18 protein-coding genes and 2 pseudogenes are annotated in these 15,224 nt (G+C 33.9%); 3 read left to right on the forward strand and 17 right to left on the reverse strand.

Features of this window, described 5'->3' with window-relative positions; translation table 11 throughout:
- The first annotated feature begins 2 nt into the window (after positions 1 to 2).
- Positions 3 to 245, forward strand: coding sequence for a hypothetical protein (locus MWJ95_RS07985; RefSeq protein ID WP_249074072.1), 243 nt, complete (start codon positions 3 to 5; stop codon positions 243 to 245).
- 184 nt (positions 246 to 429) lie between these two features.
- On the opposite strand, the gene MWJ95_RS07990 is transcribed toward MWJ95_RS07985, so the two are convergent.
- The 10 genes and pseudogenes from MWJ95_RS07990 to MWJ95_RS08030 all read right to left on the reverse strand — a co-directional run.
- Positions 430 to 762 carry a cell division protein FtsK gene (locus MWJ95_RS07990; protein WP_249074071.1) on the reverse strand — a complete coding sequence of 111 codons (333 nt, stop codon included), beginning with the start codon at positions 760 to 762 and terminating at the stop codon, positions 430 to 432.
- Positions 763 to 1,268: 506 nt separating this feature from the next.
- A complete protein-coding gene (locus tag MWJ95_RS07995) occupies positions 1,269 to 1,559 on the reverse strand; it encodes a hypothetical protein (RefSeq protein ID WP_249074070.1) in 291 nt (96 codons plus the stop codon).
- Positions 1,560 to 2,044: 485 nt separating this feature from the next.
- Positions 2,045 to 2,815, reverse strand: a complete 771-nt coding sequence (locus MWJ95_RS08000; protein WP_249104940.1) for a hypothetical protein — start codon at positions 2,813 to 2,815, stop codon at positions 2,045 to 2,047.
- A gap of 233 nt (positions 2,816 to 3,048) precedes the next feature.
- On the reverse strand, positions 3,049 to 3,534 hold the full coding sequence (locus MWJ95_RS08005) for a GyrI-like domain-containing protein (protein ID WP_249074068.1): 486 nt from the start codon (positions 3,532 to 3,534) through the stop codon (positions 3,049 to 3,051).
- Between the two features lie 92 nt (positions 3,535 to 3,626).
- Complete coding sequence (locus tag MWJ95_RS08010) at positions 3,627 to 3,965, reverse strand: Gfo/Idh/MocA family oxidoreductase (protein WP_249074067.1); 339 nt, start codon at positions 3,963 to 3,965, stop codon at positions 3,627 to 3,629.
- Between the two features lie 131 nt (positions 3,966 to 4,096).
- Positions 4,097 to 4,876, reverse strand: coding sequence for a hypothetical protein (locus MWJ95_RS08015; protein WP_249074066.1), 780 nt, complete (start codon positions 4,874 to 4,876; stop codon positions 4,097 to 4,099).
- A gap of 105 nt (positions 4,877 to 4,981) precedes the next feature.
- The gene (locus MWJ95_RS24615) at positions 4,982 to 5,077 is read right to left on the reverse strand and encodes a hypothetical protein (RefSeq protein ID WP_249074065.1); all 96 of its coding nucleotides are present in this window, start codon (positions 5,075 to 5,077) and stop codon (positions 4,982 to 4,984) included.
- 247 nt (positions 5,078 to 5,324) lie between these two features.
- The gene (locus MWJ95_RS08020; protein WP_249104942.1) at positions 5,325 to 5,501 is read right to left on the reverse strand and encodes a hypothetical protein; all 177 of its coding nucleotides are present in this window, start codon (positions 5,499 to 5,501) and stop codon (positions 5,325 to 5,327) included.
- 583 nt (positions 5,502 to 6,084) lie between these two features.
- On the reverse strand, positions 6,085 to 6,612 hold the full coding sequence (locus MWJ95_RS08025) for a general stress protein (RefSeq protein WP_249074064.1): 528 nt from the start codon (positions 6,610 to 6,612) through the stop codon (positions 6,085 to 6,087).
- Positions 6,613 to 6,871: 259 nt separating this feature from the next.
- Positions 6,872 to 7,270, reverse strand: a pseudogene (locus tag MWJ95_RS08030) (SDR family oxidoreductase); the annotation flags it as partial.
- A gap of 1 nt (position 7,271) precedes the next feature.
- On the opposite strand from MWJ95_RS08030, the pseudogene MWJ95_RS08035 reads away from it, so the two are divergent.
- A pseudogene (locus tag MWJ95_RS08035) lies at positions 7,272 to 7,436 on the forward strand (glutathione-dependent formaldehyde dehydrogenase); the annotation flags it as partial.
- A 184-nt stretch (positions 7,437 to 7,620) separates the two neighbouring features.
- Here MWJ95_RS08035 and MWJ95_RS08040 read toward each other — a convergent pair.
- From MWJ95_RS08040 to MWJ95_RS08065, 6 genes are all read right to left on the reverse strand, one after another.
- Positions 7,621 to 8,055: a hypothetical protein gene (locus MWJ95_RS08040; protein WP_249074063.1), complete on the reverse strand. Its 435-nt coding sequence runs from the start codon at positions 8,053 to 8,055 to the stop codon at positions 7,621 to 7,623.
- A 315-nt stretch (positions 8,056 to 8,370) separates the two neighbouring features.
- Positions 8,371 to 9,639, reverse strand: coding sequence for an MFS transporter (locus MWJ95_RS08045; protein WP_249074062.1), 1,269 nt, complete (start codon positions 9,637 to 9,639; stop codon positions 8,371 to 8,373).
- Positions 9,640 to 9,928: 289 nt separating this feature from the next.
- The gene (locus tag MWJ95_RS08050) at positions 9,929 to 11,116 is read right to left on the reverse strand and encodes an MFS transporter (protein WP_249104944.1); all 1,188 of its coding nucleotides are present in this window, start codon (positions 11,114 to 11,116) and stop codon (positions 9,929 to 9,931) included.
- Positions 11,117 to 11,436: 320 nt separating this feature from the next.
- Positions 11,437 to 11,592, reverse strand: coding sequence for a hypothetical protein (locus tag MWJ95_RS08055; RefSeq protein ID WP_249104947.1), 156 nt, complete (start codon positions 11,590 to 11,592; stop codon positions 11,437 to 11,439).
- Between the two features lie 31 nt (positions 11,593 to 11,623).
- Positions 11,624 to 11,809, reverse strand: coding sequence for a hypothetical protein (locus MWJ95_RS08060; protein ID WP_249104949.1), 186 nt, complete (start codon positions 11,807 to 11,809; stop codon positions 11,624 to 11,626).
- 124 nt (positions 11,810 to 11,933) lie between these two features.
- A complete protein-coding gene (locus MWJ95_RS08065; protein WP_249104952.1) occupies positions 11,934 to 12,887 on the reverse strand; it encodes a bile acid:sodium symporter family protein in 954 nt (317 codons plus the stop codon).
- Positions 12,888 to 13,016: 129 nt separating this feature from the next.
- Here MWJ95_RS08065 and MWJ95_RS08070 point away from each other — a divergent pair, with 129 nt between their 5' ends.
- Positions 13,017 to 14,042 (forward strand): S-layer homology domain-containing protein, encoded by a 1,026-nt coding sequence (locus MWJ95_RS08070; protein ID WP_249104954.1) that lies wholly within the window; start codon positions 13,017 to 13,019, stop codon positions 14,040 to 14,042.
- A 256-nt stretch (positions 14,043 to 14,298) separates the two neighbouring features.
- Here the strand turns inward: MWJ95_RS08070 and MWJ95_RS08075 are convergent, their stop codons facing one another.
- Positions 14,299 to 15,189, reverse strand: coding sequence for a LysR family transcriptional regulator (locus MWJ95_RS08075; RefSeq protein ID WP_249104956.1), 891 nt, complete (start codon positions 15,187 to 15,189; stop codon positions 14,299 to 14,301).
- Positions 15,190 to 15,224 lie beyond the last annotated feature (35 nt).

The raw sequence follows: 15,224 nt of genomic DNA on the forward strand, positions 1-15,224 counted from the left end.
CAATGTCTCATGGTGCGACAGGTGTAAATGCAGGAGATACAGTAGCAACAATTATTATGTTAGGATTTATGGTAGTTCCAATTTTTTTAGTAGTTTTATTTTACAGAGCGTATAAGAATAACGTTAAACGTGCAGAGGAACGATTAAATGTTGAAAAACAGCAAACATTTAATTTACAAAAACAAGTGGATGAATTAAATGAACGAGTAGGGAAAATTGAAAGTTTATTAAAAGAAGTAGATTAATAGTCAACAAAAGCCTTTATCCGAAATGATTGGAAAAAGGCTTTTAAAGTCCCAAAGTGTCCTTTGGGTACATTTCATTGAGATTCTATTTATATGTTACCGCCATTCAGAACAAGTGGATCGATCAGTCTTCTTTAAAATTATTTTTCGCAGCGTCTCAGAGTGTTATTTTATTATCACAAGATCAAACTACGACATTGTGAACTTCACCTGTAAAAAACATCGATAATCCCATCAATGAAATTAAGATACCAATATAAAATGGCCAAGGGTTATCTTCTTTTTCCTTATCAAATGTAAAGTAGGTTAGTATACAAAAAATCAAAGTAATTATGGATAGACCGTATTGTGGGAAAAGGAATGCCAATATACTAAGAACAACCGCCATCATGCCATACGGATTTTGGATTCGTATATGCTTCATTTGTTCCTCAGTTAATTCCATATCTTTGTCTCCCCAAATATCAAATTTTTTCATTTTGTTAAGAAACTCAATTATTTTTTTAAAGATATCCATAATTCTCCTTTGAAATTAATAATAATTCTTTGAAAATGGTACGAAATAACAAATATAATAGTTTCAAAATTTTGGGGTTTTTATTTTAAATAAAGGCGTGATTTAGATGCATTTATTGAATAAGTAGCTAAAAGCAAATACCCCATTCAAATTACTTCAATAATACTAAGATAATCTCTTCTTCATTTTCCCCTTTATAAGTGAGCTTTTCATCACGTCCACGTTATCCAAAAAGAAAATAAATCCCAATCCCTAAAATCCCCTCATTATCACTCAATCAAATTATACCAAAATAATCCAAACGTTTGTTGAACTACTCTTCCCCTCCATTCAGAACAAGTGAATCGAACAGTCTTCTTTAAAATTATTTTTCGCAGCGTCTCAGAGCGTTATTTTCTAATAAAAACAGCGACAAGCACTGTTAAATCAGTATTTGTCGCTGTTTGAAATGTTACCAACCTTTTGTTTGGGAACGTTTTTTGAGTAACATATACATGAAGCATTAATTAAGCTTCTCCAATTCCCATGGCTAATAATAATAGAAACGCAAGAACTAAAATCACTAAATTTGCGATTAACCCGATTAATCCGATTAATAATTTACTTATGCGTCCTTTAGACATCCATAAAGATATTACAGAAAGTATAATACCTATAATGGATAAAACCCCTGAAATATTAATTATTAAGTAAATATCAGCATTCGGACCTCTTTCTGTATAGTAAAAAATAACACTTACTATCGCAGGCAATATAGATAAGAATCCTAAAGTTGTCCCTACTTTGCTTTTATTCAAAATCCATCCCCCTTACATTAAGCTCTCCCTTTTTCAATATAGACATAAATTGTAATTAAATTGTTCCCAAACCCTCGTTTGGTCACATTTCTTAACTTAGCGTTGTAAATCCCCATAATTTTGAAGGTACTCCTTGTTGCACTAAACTGCCCCGTTAGCTCAATAAGAAAAAAAGATGCTGCCGCAGCAACATCTTTTTTAACTCTTGCACTCGTTAGTTTAAGAAGAACAGCGACGCTTATTAAACAATCACGCTCCCTTATCAATTAGTCGACTCAACTTTAAACACTAAATAACCATCTGTTGAGAAATTCGCCAGGTGGCTAATTCGTTTTATAAGCGATTATAGTTACGAAAGTAAAAATTATTTTTCTACTACTTGCATAGCTCCTTGAAAAATAACAAGCATTCACTCATCAAGAAGAAGTGTTTTATGCAGGAAAATGATCTTCAAGAAACGCACTCCGTTAGTTGAAAAAAATCCTTTAACTCTCCCGCCTACATTGTATAGTGCTTTCTTTTTCAGAAATACCCTTTTGTATTGTAACTTTATTTATTTTAACACCATTTTCTGGAGTATCAGTCAACGTGATATAGATTCTATCAAAGGGAGCGTCACCATGATGTGCACTATAATTTAACGCACTTGCATGAACTATATGTCTTCTTGTATCGCCATCCAGTCTTTCAACTTTATCTATTTTTGGACACATGATAAAATCTGAATAAGTTTCAGCGAGATAGGAAAAATATCTGGTATATAAAGTTTCTTCAAGCAACTCATCTTTAGGTGGCCCAACACTTTCATATTTCCAACCAACTAAGAGCCAATCATAAAATTCTAGTGATTTCAATCGAACCTTTTTGTTATTTCGAGTATATATAACCTCACCATCTGCTATCGTGCATGTTTTTACATGGTTTTCGGACACACAATTATATGCAGGTTCAATAACTGCAACGTCCCCATCTTTCATTTTTATTTTCATTATCGAGACTATGGGAGTTTTATTTAACTCAATTACTCCTTCGGAAGGACTTGCTGTGTTTATCCAGTTAACAACCTTACTGATAATCACTTCCTCATATCCATCATTTTCTTTAAATAAACGAGTTTCCTCATTTAAACGGTTTACTTGAATAAATGAAACAGCCTCTTTTTCTAATTTTGGTTGAAAACTCGCTTGTACTAATAGTAATTGCATCGAGAAAAATAATCCAAAAATCACCGTGACTAGTATAACTAACTTTCTCAAGAATTATCGCCACCTCTATTGTGAATTTTGTAGGTATTTTCCCCTTATATTAAAAATAAATACTTAAAGAACAAAGATGCAAATCAAACAGATTACGATACAAAAAGGAACGTTATTCAATAGCCCTTCTTGTTCAACTAAACTGCGCCGTTAGTTCAATAAAGAAAAAAAGAGCTGCATTATGCAACTCAATGATCTTCAAGTAAAGCCCCTGTTTGTTTAATAAGAAAACATTATTTTTTTACAATCGGTATATAAATATTAAAATGCGGATCATTCGGATCACGATCAACTGGATAATGTTCATGTTTAATCGGCATATAAGGATCATAATAATCTACACCAGCTTCTCTAAATGCGGAATAGTCACTATCAAATAACCATTGATGTAAATCCGTATAGGTCTTTTGTATATCTTCTCCTTTATTATGTGTCGTCTTCACATACATCCATTCAGGAACCCATATTTCAATCATCCCATCAGGAATTTCCTGCTCCTCACTCACTTCATACACCGCGTAATGTACAAATCCATTCTCAATTACATGATAAGATAGACCTAATTGAACATTTGGATTCACCTTATTCTCTAACTCATCAGCACGGTCTTCAACTTGTTGAATGACATTTTTTAAATTCGGTACAATTTCAGAGAATGTTCCCTCCCATTTTAATCCTACTGTCCGATAGGCAGGTAACGTTATAATTTCATAACTCAATTTATTCTACCCCTTTCTCCTAAAGCGTCATAAATTCCTTTTAACATTTTTCGCTTGGAGAATACCTTCTTTCACTAACTTGCTCCGTTAGTTCAAAAAAAAAGAGCTGCATATGCAACTCGTATCGGAAAATACCGCCATTCAAAATCAATAATATCCTTTGAATTATTCTGTTTTGAAAGCTGCAATAACTCTTTAGATTCTTTACTATCCCTTGTAAAAGGTTTTTCGCATACAACATTTATTCCTCTTTGCAATGCGTATTTCACCATTTCAAAGTGATGAATTGGTATTGAACTCACAAACTCAAGTTCCTCCTTCTCTAACATATCCGTCCAATTTTGATAATGAGCAGGAGGATTTTCACCATTTAATAATTCTTCAGGTAATTGATGACACTCCATAGTGCTAACAGCAGTAATTTTCATCATAGGATGTATTTTACATGATAGGGGCTTGAACTTTTAAACCAAAACCGCCCCCGATTATTCCAACTTTCATATATATATACCCTTGTTTGCTCAACAAAAGTCCCTATCCCGTTATAGTTCGGATCACCCTCTTATTTTTTGAGCGGTTTAACATTATATATATGCGTCTCTGATTTCCCTTCAACAATTGTACTACCGATTATCCTAATGATATTGCCAACTTCATCGTTTTCTACACGTAATCTTTCCTCTTCGTACAATTCCAATAGTGGATCGATATTATAAAAGAAATCCACTTCAGAAAGCCAATTGTTTTCGTAAGTGTATTCCTCATACTGAAGATCGGCAAATTCCTCCGTCCAGCAACCACTTCGTTCATACTTCATCAATTTTCCGTTTTCGTATATGCACTTGGACACCACTACTAACTCGCCTGAATTATCAAATTCTAAACCATAAACAATATCATCAATGTATATCAAATACTCTTCGTCAAATCTACTGTCTGGAGTTGTAAACTCATTCACACCCTTTACTCGAAGTAGCCTGCCGTCCTTATCAAAGCCATATTCGTATGTGTAATTCCCGAATTTAGGTTTCTTCTTTTTGAACAGTCTACCCCTTTTCATCCCACCAACGATTAAATCTAAAACGGGGCTCGGACAGTAGTATCCACGATGGATTGTTTCTCCTCCTTTAGAATACTCTAACCTTACAATTTTCTTCTCCGTAGCATTGCGTAAATCTAACAATTTGTCCGCATACTTATGTTTAATACTGACCAACTCTGCAATAACCTTTACAAAAACATCTAACTTTGATTGATCGATTTTACCCGAATCCTTTATTTGCTTTTTTACATCTACTAACCAATCATTAAATTCCGCCATAATATTCTCGAACTCATCCACATTAACACCTTCCTGTTCTATAAGTATCTTTAATTAACGCACCTCGTAGTTGAACAAGATAAATGTTTACCTCTTTCGACTTTCTAACCAAGGTTGAATGTATCATCATCTGAAGATAAAACATCTTGCACATGTGGGACAATTTTCTTCTGGAAAAGTTAAAAGTAACTCTAATACGCTTGGTGCCACTGGCCAATTCATATCTTGAATCCATTCGAGAAGGTTTGGCAGCAAAGGTAATATTTTATTTCTATCTATTTTTTAATCATTTCTACTCTATCATTATCAAATTTATGTCTTGGCAAAATATCTTCAAAGTTTTCCATATACATCCCTCCCTTAAATTTATATATATTAGATGGAACTAGATGAGTAGCATGTCGTTGTATGCTGATTAATAGGGGACTTGAAAAAAAATAACGCTGGTGACGCTAGACTTTCAATAACATTAATCCCATCCGTAAACTACAATTAAAACTACAAAAACAATGGCACAGATTATAGTAAAAATAGACCATGCTTTCATTAGGGTAACTAAACAACCTTTGCTATTTCTGTCAATATATAATCCTCCGATATTCATTGTTAATAAAAGTATTACACTTATTATTAATTTTATATCCATTTCTATCTCCTTTAAATTAGATGATGTACCTTGTTTTCTATATACATGACTTGCAAGATTATAACAATTCATCTTCTTGTACTTCGTAATATTAAACCGGCGGACGTGATTTCGTAATTACATACTAAACGATACCACCCGTTAGGTTGGTCGTTCCGTAAAAGGGAGTGGAGGGGGATGTACGGTATGGTACAGGGGACCCCCGCATTGAATTTAATAACTTTTCTATATCATCGTATTTAATGAGGAAATCCTGTCCTAATATTTTGATATCTTTCATCAATGTATTCTCCGTTAGTAAATAACTTCTCTACTTGTAGGAGAAACACACCCGCTCTAATTTCTTTCCATAGAATACTTGACCTATCAAATCTTAACAATGTATTGTTTTATTTTATATATGTAATTTTTTCCTCATTCAACTAAACTGTTCGGTTAGTTCAATAAAGAAAAAAGAGTTGCATATGCAACTCTTTGATCTGATCTTCAAGTAAAGCACCCGTTACTTAATAAACTCTAAATCTTTTGGCGTTTATTAACCTTATTTCTTAAATACGTTATCAATGCAAAATAACGCTACCTTTTAGAGTTCCAATTTCTTAAGTCGTTTAAAATCCTTATTCATACAGGAATTTTTCAATTTTCTACTTCTTAACAAATCTTTAATGTTAGAGACATTGTATGAGAGTTGAATGTAAAAGTAGTTAATAAACTCTAAAATTGCAAAAATATATATGAAGAAGGTGATTGTTAAACCATCTAATGGCAAAGATGGATACCATTTTATGAAATCAAAAGCAAACACAATAATTGTGGTCATAATTATAATCATATTCACTGTTTTTAAACTATGTAATTGTCGAACAACCTGAATCGGAGTTATAGGGTTATTCTCATTTCTTATTCTTTTAAGTTTTACATACCAATAAATCGTTCCTTGTAACAAAAGAAACTCTAAGAGAATAAAAGATACCCAAAATGAATATAGAGAATACAATTGTAGATTGGGAAATGCGTAATTTATTAGATAACTAGTAGGTACAAAAGTGATTATAGAAAATAATTCCCCTGAATATAAATAAGCCAACCTATTTTCTAATGTTTTTTTCATCCTTACCACTCACCTCTTTCTTATTATTCAATTTACTTTTCTATACGAATTCACAACCTAAAATTTATAATATTATCCTATTTCGTTATTCTACAAACCTGCACCGTTAATTCAATAAGAAAAAAAGAACTGCATATGCAACTCAATGATCTACAAGTAAAACACTTGTTAATTTAAGTACAATGTTTCACAAATTGATAACTTCCTTGGAATTTAATACAACAAAAAGGTTCTAAAACCAAAGCCTTTTTAGTTAAATTCACCTTTTAAATCCACCTTCTGAATGAATAATCTGACCTGTAATCCAATCTGCTTCATCGTTCACTAGAAATTTAATAGTTTTTGCAACATCTCTCGGTGTTCCTATTCTACCAAAAGGAAACATCGGTTTTAATTCATTTTTTATTTCTTCTGTCATCCAACCTGTATCAGTTGGACCTGGATTTAATGCATTAACCGTTATTCCTAAAGGGGCTAGTTCAGCCGACAACGTAATAGTTAAAGCATCAACTGCTCCTTTTGTTGTTGCATAAGCTAATTCGCCAGGCATTGGTCCTTGAAACTGACCTGAAGTAATATTGACTATTCTTCCACCTGATTTCTTATCAAACCTTTGAGCAAATCTACTACTTAATAATGTCGTTGCACGCACATTTACCCCAGTTGTTCATATCATGCCTCATGTCTATAATTTAATCGCTGATAGTAAAGTGAATGCAGGTGATATCATTACACACGTCCTCCCTCTTGAAAAAGCAATACATGGTTATGAAATATTCGATACAAAACAGGAAGACTGTATTAAAGTGGTTTTAAAACCCTAAAATATAGCGTTTAGGTACTTTTGTCTCTCTATTACAAAAGTACCTTTTTCTGTTGACTTGGGGGTACATTTATACTTGGTACTTCTAACTTTTATTAATCTTGCACTAATCTGCCTTCCTAGTAAACTGCCCTAATGACGGTCTCAGTGTTGCGTTAAAGCACCCGTTGTGGGTCACTCTCTTTTTATTCTACGTTAACATCAAAAACAAAAGTTTGTTTTCCTTTAGACCATATTGTTATAAGTTGATAAATATAATATCCACTTTCCGATGGCATCTTAATTTCATTATCTTTCATTTCGACAATATCAGTTGTACCATCTTCATTCAGTTTAGCTACCTTAATTGAAGTAGGATTTTTATCAATTTCAAATTTTAATGTATCGTCTTTTTCAACTTCTATTGTTTCGAATAGTTCAGCTAATTCATTAATATCGGCAGAACTTTTTGTACTAATTTCAACATTGTCTTCTTTCCACTGGTAATCACTTTGAATCATTTTATATTGTTCCCCGTTCATAATCACTTTGCCTTCTGGTTGACTAAGAGTATCGGTTGGGAATACATTGCATCCAGTCAAGATAATAACTATCAATATGGATAAAATTAATTTATTCATTTCATTACTCTCCTTTATTTTTTCATTTAATTTCATAATTTTCTTTTTATTTTAACATATATATCCAATAAATCTGTTGGATGTTATTAAAGTAAACTGCTTGTTCGTTTAAGTACATTTCTTCGCAATTTCCAAAGTGATATTATCATAAATTCCCAATAAAAAACCTCACCTCTTAAAATGAATAGAGGTGAGATGTTTTTAATCAAACTTTATTACAAATTATTTATCTTTATTATTAATGATCAAATTTTTTTTATAAAGCTACAGTTGCCATTTTAACTTCTTTCATCGGGTTGTATCATACACCTTTTCTCAAGCTTTTCTTGACCAAATGACAACTGGAATAAGGAATAAAGATAATAGACCTCCAGCTAAAGATAATGTCGCATAACTCGCATTAGCTACTACCATGCCTGAAAGAGCACCGCCTGAAGCTCCTGCTAATGCAATTAAAACATCAATTTTCCCTTGCGTTTTGGCACGAGTAGAAGGTTCGGTCGAATCAACTATTTGAGCAGTGCCACTAATCAAGCCGAAGTTCCAGCCCAACCCAAGTAAAGAAAGAGCAATGATTAATAGAACCATCGAATCACTCGGTGCAAATGCCGCTAATAAACCAGCAAATAACAAAGTAACTCCTGAAGCGATGCTCATGGCTGTTCGCCCAATTTTATCAACAAGAACGCCTGTTACGAGCGACGGAAGATACATAGAACCTACATGAAATCCTATAACAATTCCAACCGCAGCTAAACCGTGACCATGATGTTTCATATGTATTGGTGTCATTGTCATGATAGCAACCATTACAATCTGGGTAAGTACCATCACTGTTGCACCGACTGTAAGACCTCTTTTATTGATAGTTTTTTCATTAAAGGTTTGCGTCTTATTTCCATATTCATTCTCTCGTCTGTGCGCTTCTATCATTTTTGCAATTTCTAATGGATCTGGACGTAACATAATAAAAAGGATAAGACCTGCTAAGATAAATGCTGTTGCTGATAAAATAAATGGACCCGCAAGCGACGGAACACCAATGGAAACAGCAAATTTTCCCATAACATCTACTAAATTTGGACCTGCCACAGCCCCGAACGTTGTCATCATCATTGTTGTGCTGATAGCCGTTGCTCGTTGTTTATTATTGGCTAAATCTGTCCCGGCATAGCGAGCCTGTAAATTCGTCGCAGTCCCTGAACCATAAATAACTAGAGAGGCGAATAATAAAATAACACTATTCATCATAGCAGCAATTACTACACCAATTGCACCAAGTCCACCGACAATAAAGCCTGTCGATAAACCTGTGCGACGCCCATAACGTTGTGATAGTTTTCCTACAATGAAAGCCGCACCCGCCGACCCTAAAGTAAATAAAGCGGATGGTACTCCTGCATAAGCATCTGTTCCTAGCATTTGCTGAGCTAAAAGTGCCCCTACCGTAATACCTGCAGCTAGCCCCGCCCCGCCAAAAACTTGTGAAAGACTAACTATGATTAGCACTCGTTTATATAAGCTTTTTAGCTTTTCAGGGGAATCAATATAACTGTCTGTAATTTCTTGTGCTTTTCCAAGCATTTTTCAACACCTTCTTTTTACTTTTCTCAATGATTGACCATATTAAAGCAGCGTTCGCGGACCTAAATGTATTCCACTCTTTTTCCGTTTTTTTGTCTCCAAAATATGCTCTAATTTAATTATTGCGCGGATTGAGCCATTCTTTAACGCTTAAAGACGAAAGCCTCTATTCCAACTCTTCGATAGGAATAGAAATAGTAAAAAACCCCAAATCTCCACGAAATGTAGATAAAAACATAATTTAAAAGCTAGAGCTGTCAAAAACATGTACAAATTTGACAGTTCTTATTTAATGGGCATGCATTACAACATTCTTTTTCTTTGAATAGAATAAAAAAGTGATCGTTAAACTTAAGCTAATAATACCAAAAACAAGCCCCAATCCACTTAAACCAACTAAATCTAGCATCATGCCTGTTGACAATAAGACGACTTGAAAGATGACAGAATCAATCATATTACGGAATGAGAAAAATCGCCCATGAAAATCTTTTGGCACTTGCTTTTGAAAAATCACCATTGTCGTTGGGAAAAAACAGCCTACTGAAAAACCAAAAACGCCAAAAGCCACTAATGCTAAAAATTTAAAATCCGCGAATATTAGCATGAGCTCCATCGAACCGATGATAAATGCTAATATAAAAAGTAGTGTTCCAGTGTTCAGCCGTTCTGTAATAAATTTCAAACCAGCTGCACCTAGCATAAAACCTATTCCCTCAACTGTATATAGTAATCCTGATATTGTCGTTGAATGATGAATCTCAGAAATTTTCATAATCACTAAATTAAAGGAACCTAAAAATAATGTTGGAATTAACATTAAAACAAGTGTCATTAAAACAACAGGATGCTCCCTCACCATCGGTAACACTTCTTTAAAGTCGCCCTTTTCTTTAGTTGATGACGATTGTTGTGCCGTTTCATCTAATTGTAGGAAGTTCGTAATAACAAACATCATGATATAGACAATAAATGAAATGATGTACAACCATTTCAGATCAAAGAAACTTAACATGAATCCCGCGGCGGCAGTCCCAATAATCCTTGAAATCGTTCGAGCATTCATTTGCCAAGCATTTAATGTAATTAAATCCCTATCCTTAACAATCATTGGAATAATAGATTGTAAAGCAGGCATATAAAAGGCGGCTGCTATTTGCAACGTAATTAAAAAAAGAATCATCCACATAACCGAATTTGTATAAAGTGCCACAAACATAAATAAAACACTGATAATGCGCCCTATACTAGCCCACTGTACAACCGTTTTTTTCATCGACTTGTCAATAATACGCCCGGCTAAAGGACCTACTACTAAACCCGCCAATATACCGCTAGAAATAATTAATGATTTGTAAAAGTCAGAGGGAACGACCTTTTGCATGAAAGCTAGATTCCCAATAATGCCAGCCCACAATCCTAGACCTACAACAAATTCACCTAATAAAATTATCCATACATTCCGATTACGCCACATGCTGATCTCCTTGTTGTTTCATTAATTAATAAATCGTAACAAAATTACAAAAATTAGTACATAGTCATTTTACAATAACTTCATTAAATGTATGTCTTGAATATATTTAGATTAATCACATCTAAAAATATAGTTATCTTAAGGAAAGCAAAAAAACATCGTTTGATTCCCTTATCAAACGATGTCTAATAATATATAAACGCTTTTAGTTTGCATAAAGCTGTTTAGCAATTTTTTTTAATCGAGAGACCCGTCATTAGCATTTTATGAGGAGCCTTAAAACTGACACTACGCAAAATTAGAAAGATCTCACTTTCCATTCATATTAATTTTCTTACAAGGCGACGCCAGCCTATCCAGAAAATAATGACCATCATACCTGCACCAACAGACTCGGTCAGTTTCCAAAAAAGTATAAGAATTAGCAAAAAAATTAACGGAAGAATCGTTAGCTTTAAATCATCTAACTTTTTCATTTCATGCACTCTTCTTTCTAAAGTGACATAATTAGTACTCAACATACTTCCGACAAGCACAAAACACTAAAATTTTTCTTGTTTTAAAAGTGCTGGTGTTTACTCTCAAATTTATATTTTTGTATGAAATATCTCCCCCCATCCAACATGGATATTGCTTATCTACATCATATTCTGAAGGTAGCGTAATGGAAACCACATGCTTTTTTATTTTCAATTGATGCTCCTCCATCAAAATTATCAGTATCTTTTCTTCTTTTTTCCATCCTCTTCACTATCATTAATTGTTGCAAAATGATGCAGCTTTTTAATAACAGTCGTTGATAGTAGCACTGAATTCTTTACATACTCGCTTCCCCATATTTCAGCTGATACTTTTCCATTACTCGGCTAAAGAATGAGGCTAGAACTTGCTGAAATAACATACCAAGCACTACAGGCATAATCGTTTTTGCAGGAAAGTATGTAGTCGCTATTACAACCCCTACAGCAATATTACGCATCCCTCCTGTAAAAACGAACATCGTAACAATGCTTTTATCCTTCCAAAGCATATGCCCTAATATTAAACAAAAAGCATATCCTGAAAAAGCAATTAAAAAGACGACGAAAGTAACACTAACAAGCTCCACGTTCATATTTTTAATGTATGGAGCAATTGCACTACTATTTATCATCACGATACTAAATAAGCTAAGTTTTGAAAAAGGGGCTAATTTTTTACCTAGTGTCAATTCAATTTTTCCTTTAGTAAACTCATTTAATGCCACTCCTATTAGAGAAGGCACAACAATCATCCAAAGTAAATCTAGAATGAGACCAACAGTATCAATTTCAATTGTTTGCCCTACAACAATATGAAGTAATGCAGGAATGACAACAGGTGAAATGAGTGTATCGATTAAAATAATTGCAAGACACAATGCAAGATGACCCCTACAAATACTAACCCAAATAAAGCTTGTTACCCCTGTTGGTATAGCGACTGCTAAAACAAAACCAATTGTCAGTAGATGATCGTGAAAAATAATGTTTGATACAAAATAAGCCCAGATTGGCATGAGTAGGTGTAAAAATGCAATAACAATTAATATAACTGTTGGGTATTTATTAAGACTTTTTATTCCTTCTAAATTCATGCTTAAACTACCTGCAAATGTCATAAAAGCAAATAGCCACGGCACGAATAATAATAGCTGATGCCCTACGTTCGCAAACAATACACCAATCACTAAGCTAAGCGGTGTTAAAATAGGCATCCATTTTTGGAGGAATTTATTTAAACTATTTAACATCTCTTTTTATTCCTTCCTACTTTCATAAAAAAATAGTTTCCTTCAGTCTATAAACTAGAAAAATTTGCAGTTTATATCCATATCCTTCAAACTATTAACATGACTAGAAAGAAAGGATGACTGAGACAAATGAAAAAATTAGTGTGCGTGTTATTGCTTTTCATAGTTTTTATGTCAAATGAATACACTGTGCAAGCTGCTGGCTTTAAAGATGTGCCAAAAGATCACTATGCCTATGATGCTATCATGTGGGCAGAGGAATATGATATCATCAATGGCTACGCAGATGGTACATTTAAACCGAATGCAACCATTACAGAGCAACAATTCGCAAAACTACTTGTAAATTTTTATGAGCTTGAATCACCGTTGGATAAGCTAAAAAAACAGACCCCAACTGCAATCTGGTCTGATGAATTTTACAATCGACTTGCAAGCTATGCTGTTCCATTAAACGGGTATTTCGATAATACTATTAGAGCGGCTAATGTGAAGCGCGGTGTTGTGGCACAGGCCATTACACATTTAGCTAATGGTAAAAGTGGATTAGATCAATCCATACAGTTTTTACTCGATTATTACATTTCTACTGGTCAAAACTTTCAGTATGAAAATCGCAATTTACAGAAGTTTTTTGGGGTAACAAATTTTATGACTCGAGCTCAAGTCGTGACAATGCTCCACCGTATGGATGAAAGAAATTTTTATGAGATTTCAGAGGACGCACAAGCAAGTCATGATAATAAAAGTAATGATTCTTTAAATACACGCGCGAAAAATGGCCAAAATCAATTAGATAAAATAATGCAGCTAACAACACCTTCTAAAAGTGCTTGGAATGGTAGCTATTCGTACTACTATAAATGGGGGAATGGCATAACTGATTTTAATCGTCGTGATGCCTATATTTCAAACGCAACAAGCAAAAACTTTCATATTTTCATTACCTCAAATGATGGGGTCGCTGCAGGAAGTGTTGATGGTACAGCGACGATTACTTCTAGCACTAAGGCCGTGATGAATAAATCCTCAAACGGCAATCGTTGTGTATTAGAATTTGAACGTCTTAATAATGCACTTAAAATTATCGAGGTAGATTGTCGTACAGAGCATGATGAAGGAACTAATTTTTCTGGTACTTTAAAGAAACAATAAATTTCTCATAGGTCAACTGGAAATCTTCAAACTTATATAAATAACAATAATACTCTTTCATAGTGAAAAGAACTAAAAAGTGCGAAATGGATTAAAAAATTCATTCGCACTTTTTGGCCTACGTTATTCCTTTCAACACAATGATTCTCCCTTTTTCTATAAAATGCAAGAATATGGTCTACACATCCATTTTTTCAAACAGTCAGCAAAAGGAAAAGGATTGTTCAAAATGAAGTCCAGATTCAAAAAAATGCCATTATAACTTCTTATACGTCTTCATTGCAATTTCTATAAAATCAGCAAGGTACAGAGATATATGTTTATTCTTATGCCAAGCGATATCCGTAAAAATATCTGCTAAATTCACGGATGTATCCAGTTCTATTAAACATCGGTTTTCTAACTCCTTCTCCACCACCATTTTAGGTAAGAATGAAATACCTAAACCTGCCATCACACATTGCTTAATGGCCTCAATACTTGCAAACTCAATCATTTGTATTGGTAGCGCACCTTCCTGCTGTAGCTGTACTTCCAATTGATTGCGATAAGAACAACCGCTTTCCGTCAACAGCATAGTTTCATTTGAAAGTTGCTGTAAAGAAAATACGGCTCTCTCCTCGTTGCTATCAATAGGCGCACCAACAAAAACTAATTGCTCTTGAATAAGTCGCTCACGATGTAACATAGGTGTTTCCTTATATGCATCCGTAATAAATGCTATATCTAGATTGCCTGACTGTAATAAATCTTTGGCTATTTCTGTTGTATGTACAGGCTTAAAAATAATTTTGACTTGTGGATGGGATTTCTGAAATTGTTGTAAAACACTTGGCAAACGGTATACACATTGACTTTCCTGTGCACCTATTTTTAATATCGCTTGTGTTTGTTCATTTAATACAGCTTTTTTCATCTCCATATTTAAATCTAGCATTTTTTGGGCATACTGCTGTAATCGTTGGCCCTCCTCCGTAAGGGTAATGCGTTTTCCAAGCCGCTCAAAAAGAACTACGCCAAGCTCTTCTTCAAGCGATTTAATTTGTGCTGTAATACTCGACTGAGCATAATCTAGTAGCTGTGCTGTTTGCGTAAAACTTAACGTTTTCGAAGCTGTTAAAAACGTTTGCAGCTGCTTAATATCCATCTTCCCCACTCCTAAATCGTTTTTTTCGATACATT

It is taken from the genome of Lysinibacillus sp. Bpr_S20 (assembly GCF_023337835.1).
In the GTDB taxonomy this organism is placed as follows: Bacteria; Bacillota; Bacilli; order Bacillales_A; family Planococcaceae; genus Lysinibacillus.

Coding starts and splice junctions, on each gene's coding strand:
- MWJ95_RS08025 (WP_249074064.1), bottom strand. CDS start 6,612: ATGAAAAAAACATTAGAAAATAGGTTGGCTTATTTATATTCAGGGGAA.
- MWJ95_RS07985 (WP_249074072.1), top strand. CDS start 3: ATGTCTCATGGTGCGACAGGTGTAAATGCAGGAGATACAGTAGCAACA.
- MWJ95_RS08010 (WP_249074067.1), bottom strand. CDS start 3,965: ATGATGAAAATTACTGCTGTTAGCACTATGGAGTGTCATCAATTACCT.
- MWJ95_RS08050 (WP_249104944.1), bottom strand. CDS start 11,116: ATGTGGCGTAATCGGAATGTATGGATAATTTTATTAGGTGAATTTGTT.
- MWJ95_RS08075 (WP_249104956.1), bottom strand. CDS start 15,189: ATGGATATTAAGCAGCTGCAAACGTTTTTAACAGCTTCGAAAACGTTA.
- MWJ95_RS08020 (WP_249104942.1), bottom strand. CDS start 5,501: ATGGATATAAAATTAATAATAAGTGTAATACTTTTATTAACAATGAAT.
- MWJ95_RS08055 (WP_249104947.1), bottom strand. CDS start 11,592: ATGAAAAAGTTAGATGATTTAAAGCTAACGATTCTTCCGTTAATTTTT.
- MWJ95_RS07990 (WP_249074071.1), bottom strand. CDS start 762: ATGGATATCTTTAAAAAAATAATTGAGTTTCTTAACAAAATGAAAAAA.
- MWJ95_RS08045 (WP_249074062.1), bottom strand. CDS start 9,639: ATGCTTGGAAAAGCACAAGAAATTACAGACAGTTATATTGATTCCCCT.
- MWJ95_RS08070 (WP_249104954.1), top strand. CDS start 13,017: ATGAAAAAATTAGTGTGCGTGTTATTGCTTTTCATAGTTTTTATGTCA.
- MWJ95_RS08040 (WP_249074063.1), bottom strand. CDS start 8,055: ATGAATAAATTAATTTTATCCATATTGATAGTTATTATCTTGACTGGA.
- MWJ95_RS08065 (WP_249104952.1), bottom strand. CDS start 12,887: ATGTTAAATAGTTTAAATAAATTCCTCCAAAAATGGATGCCTATTTTA.
- MWJ95_RS24615 (WP_249074065.1), bottom strand. CDS start 5,077: ATGAATTGGCCAGTGGCACCAAGCGTATTAGAGTTACTTTTAACTTTT.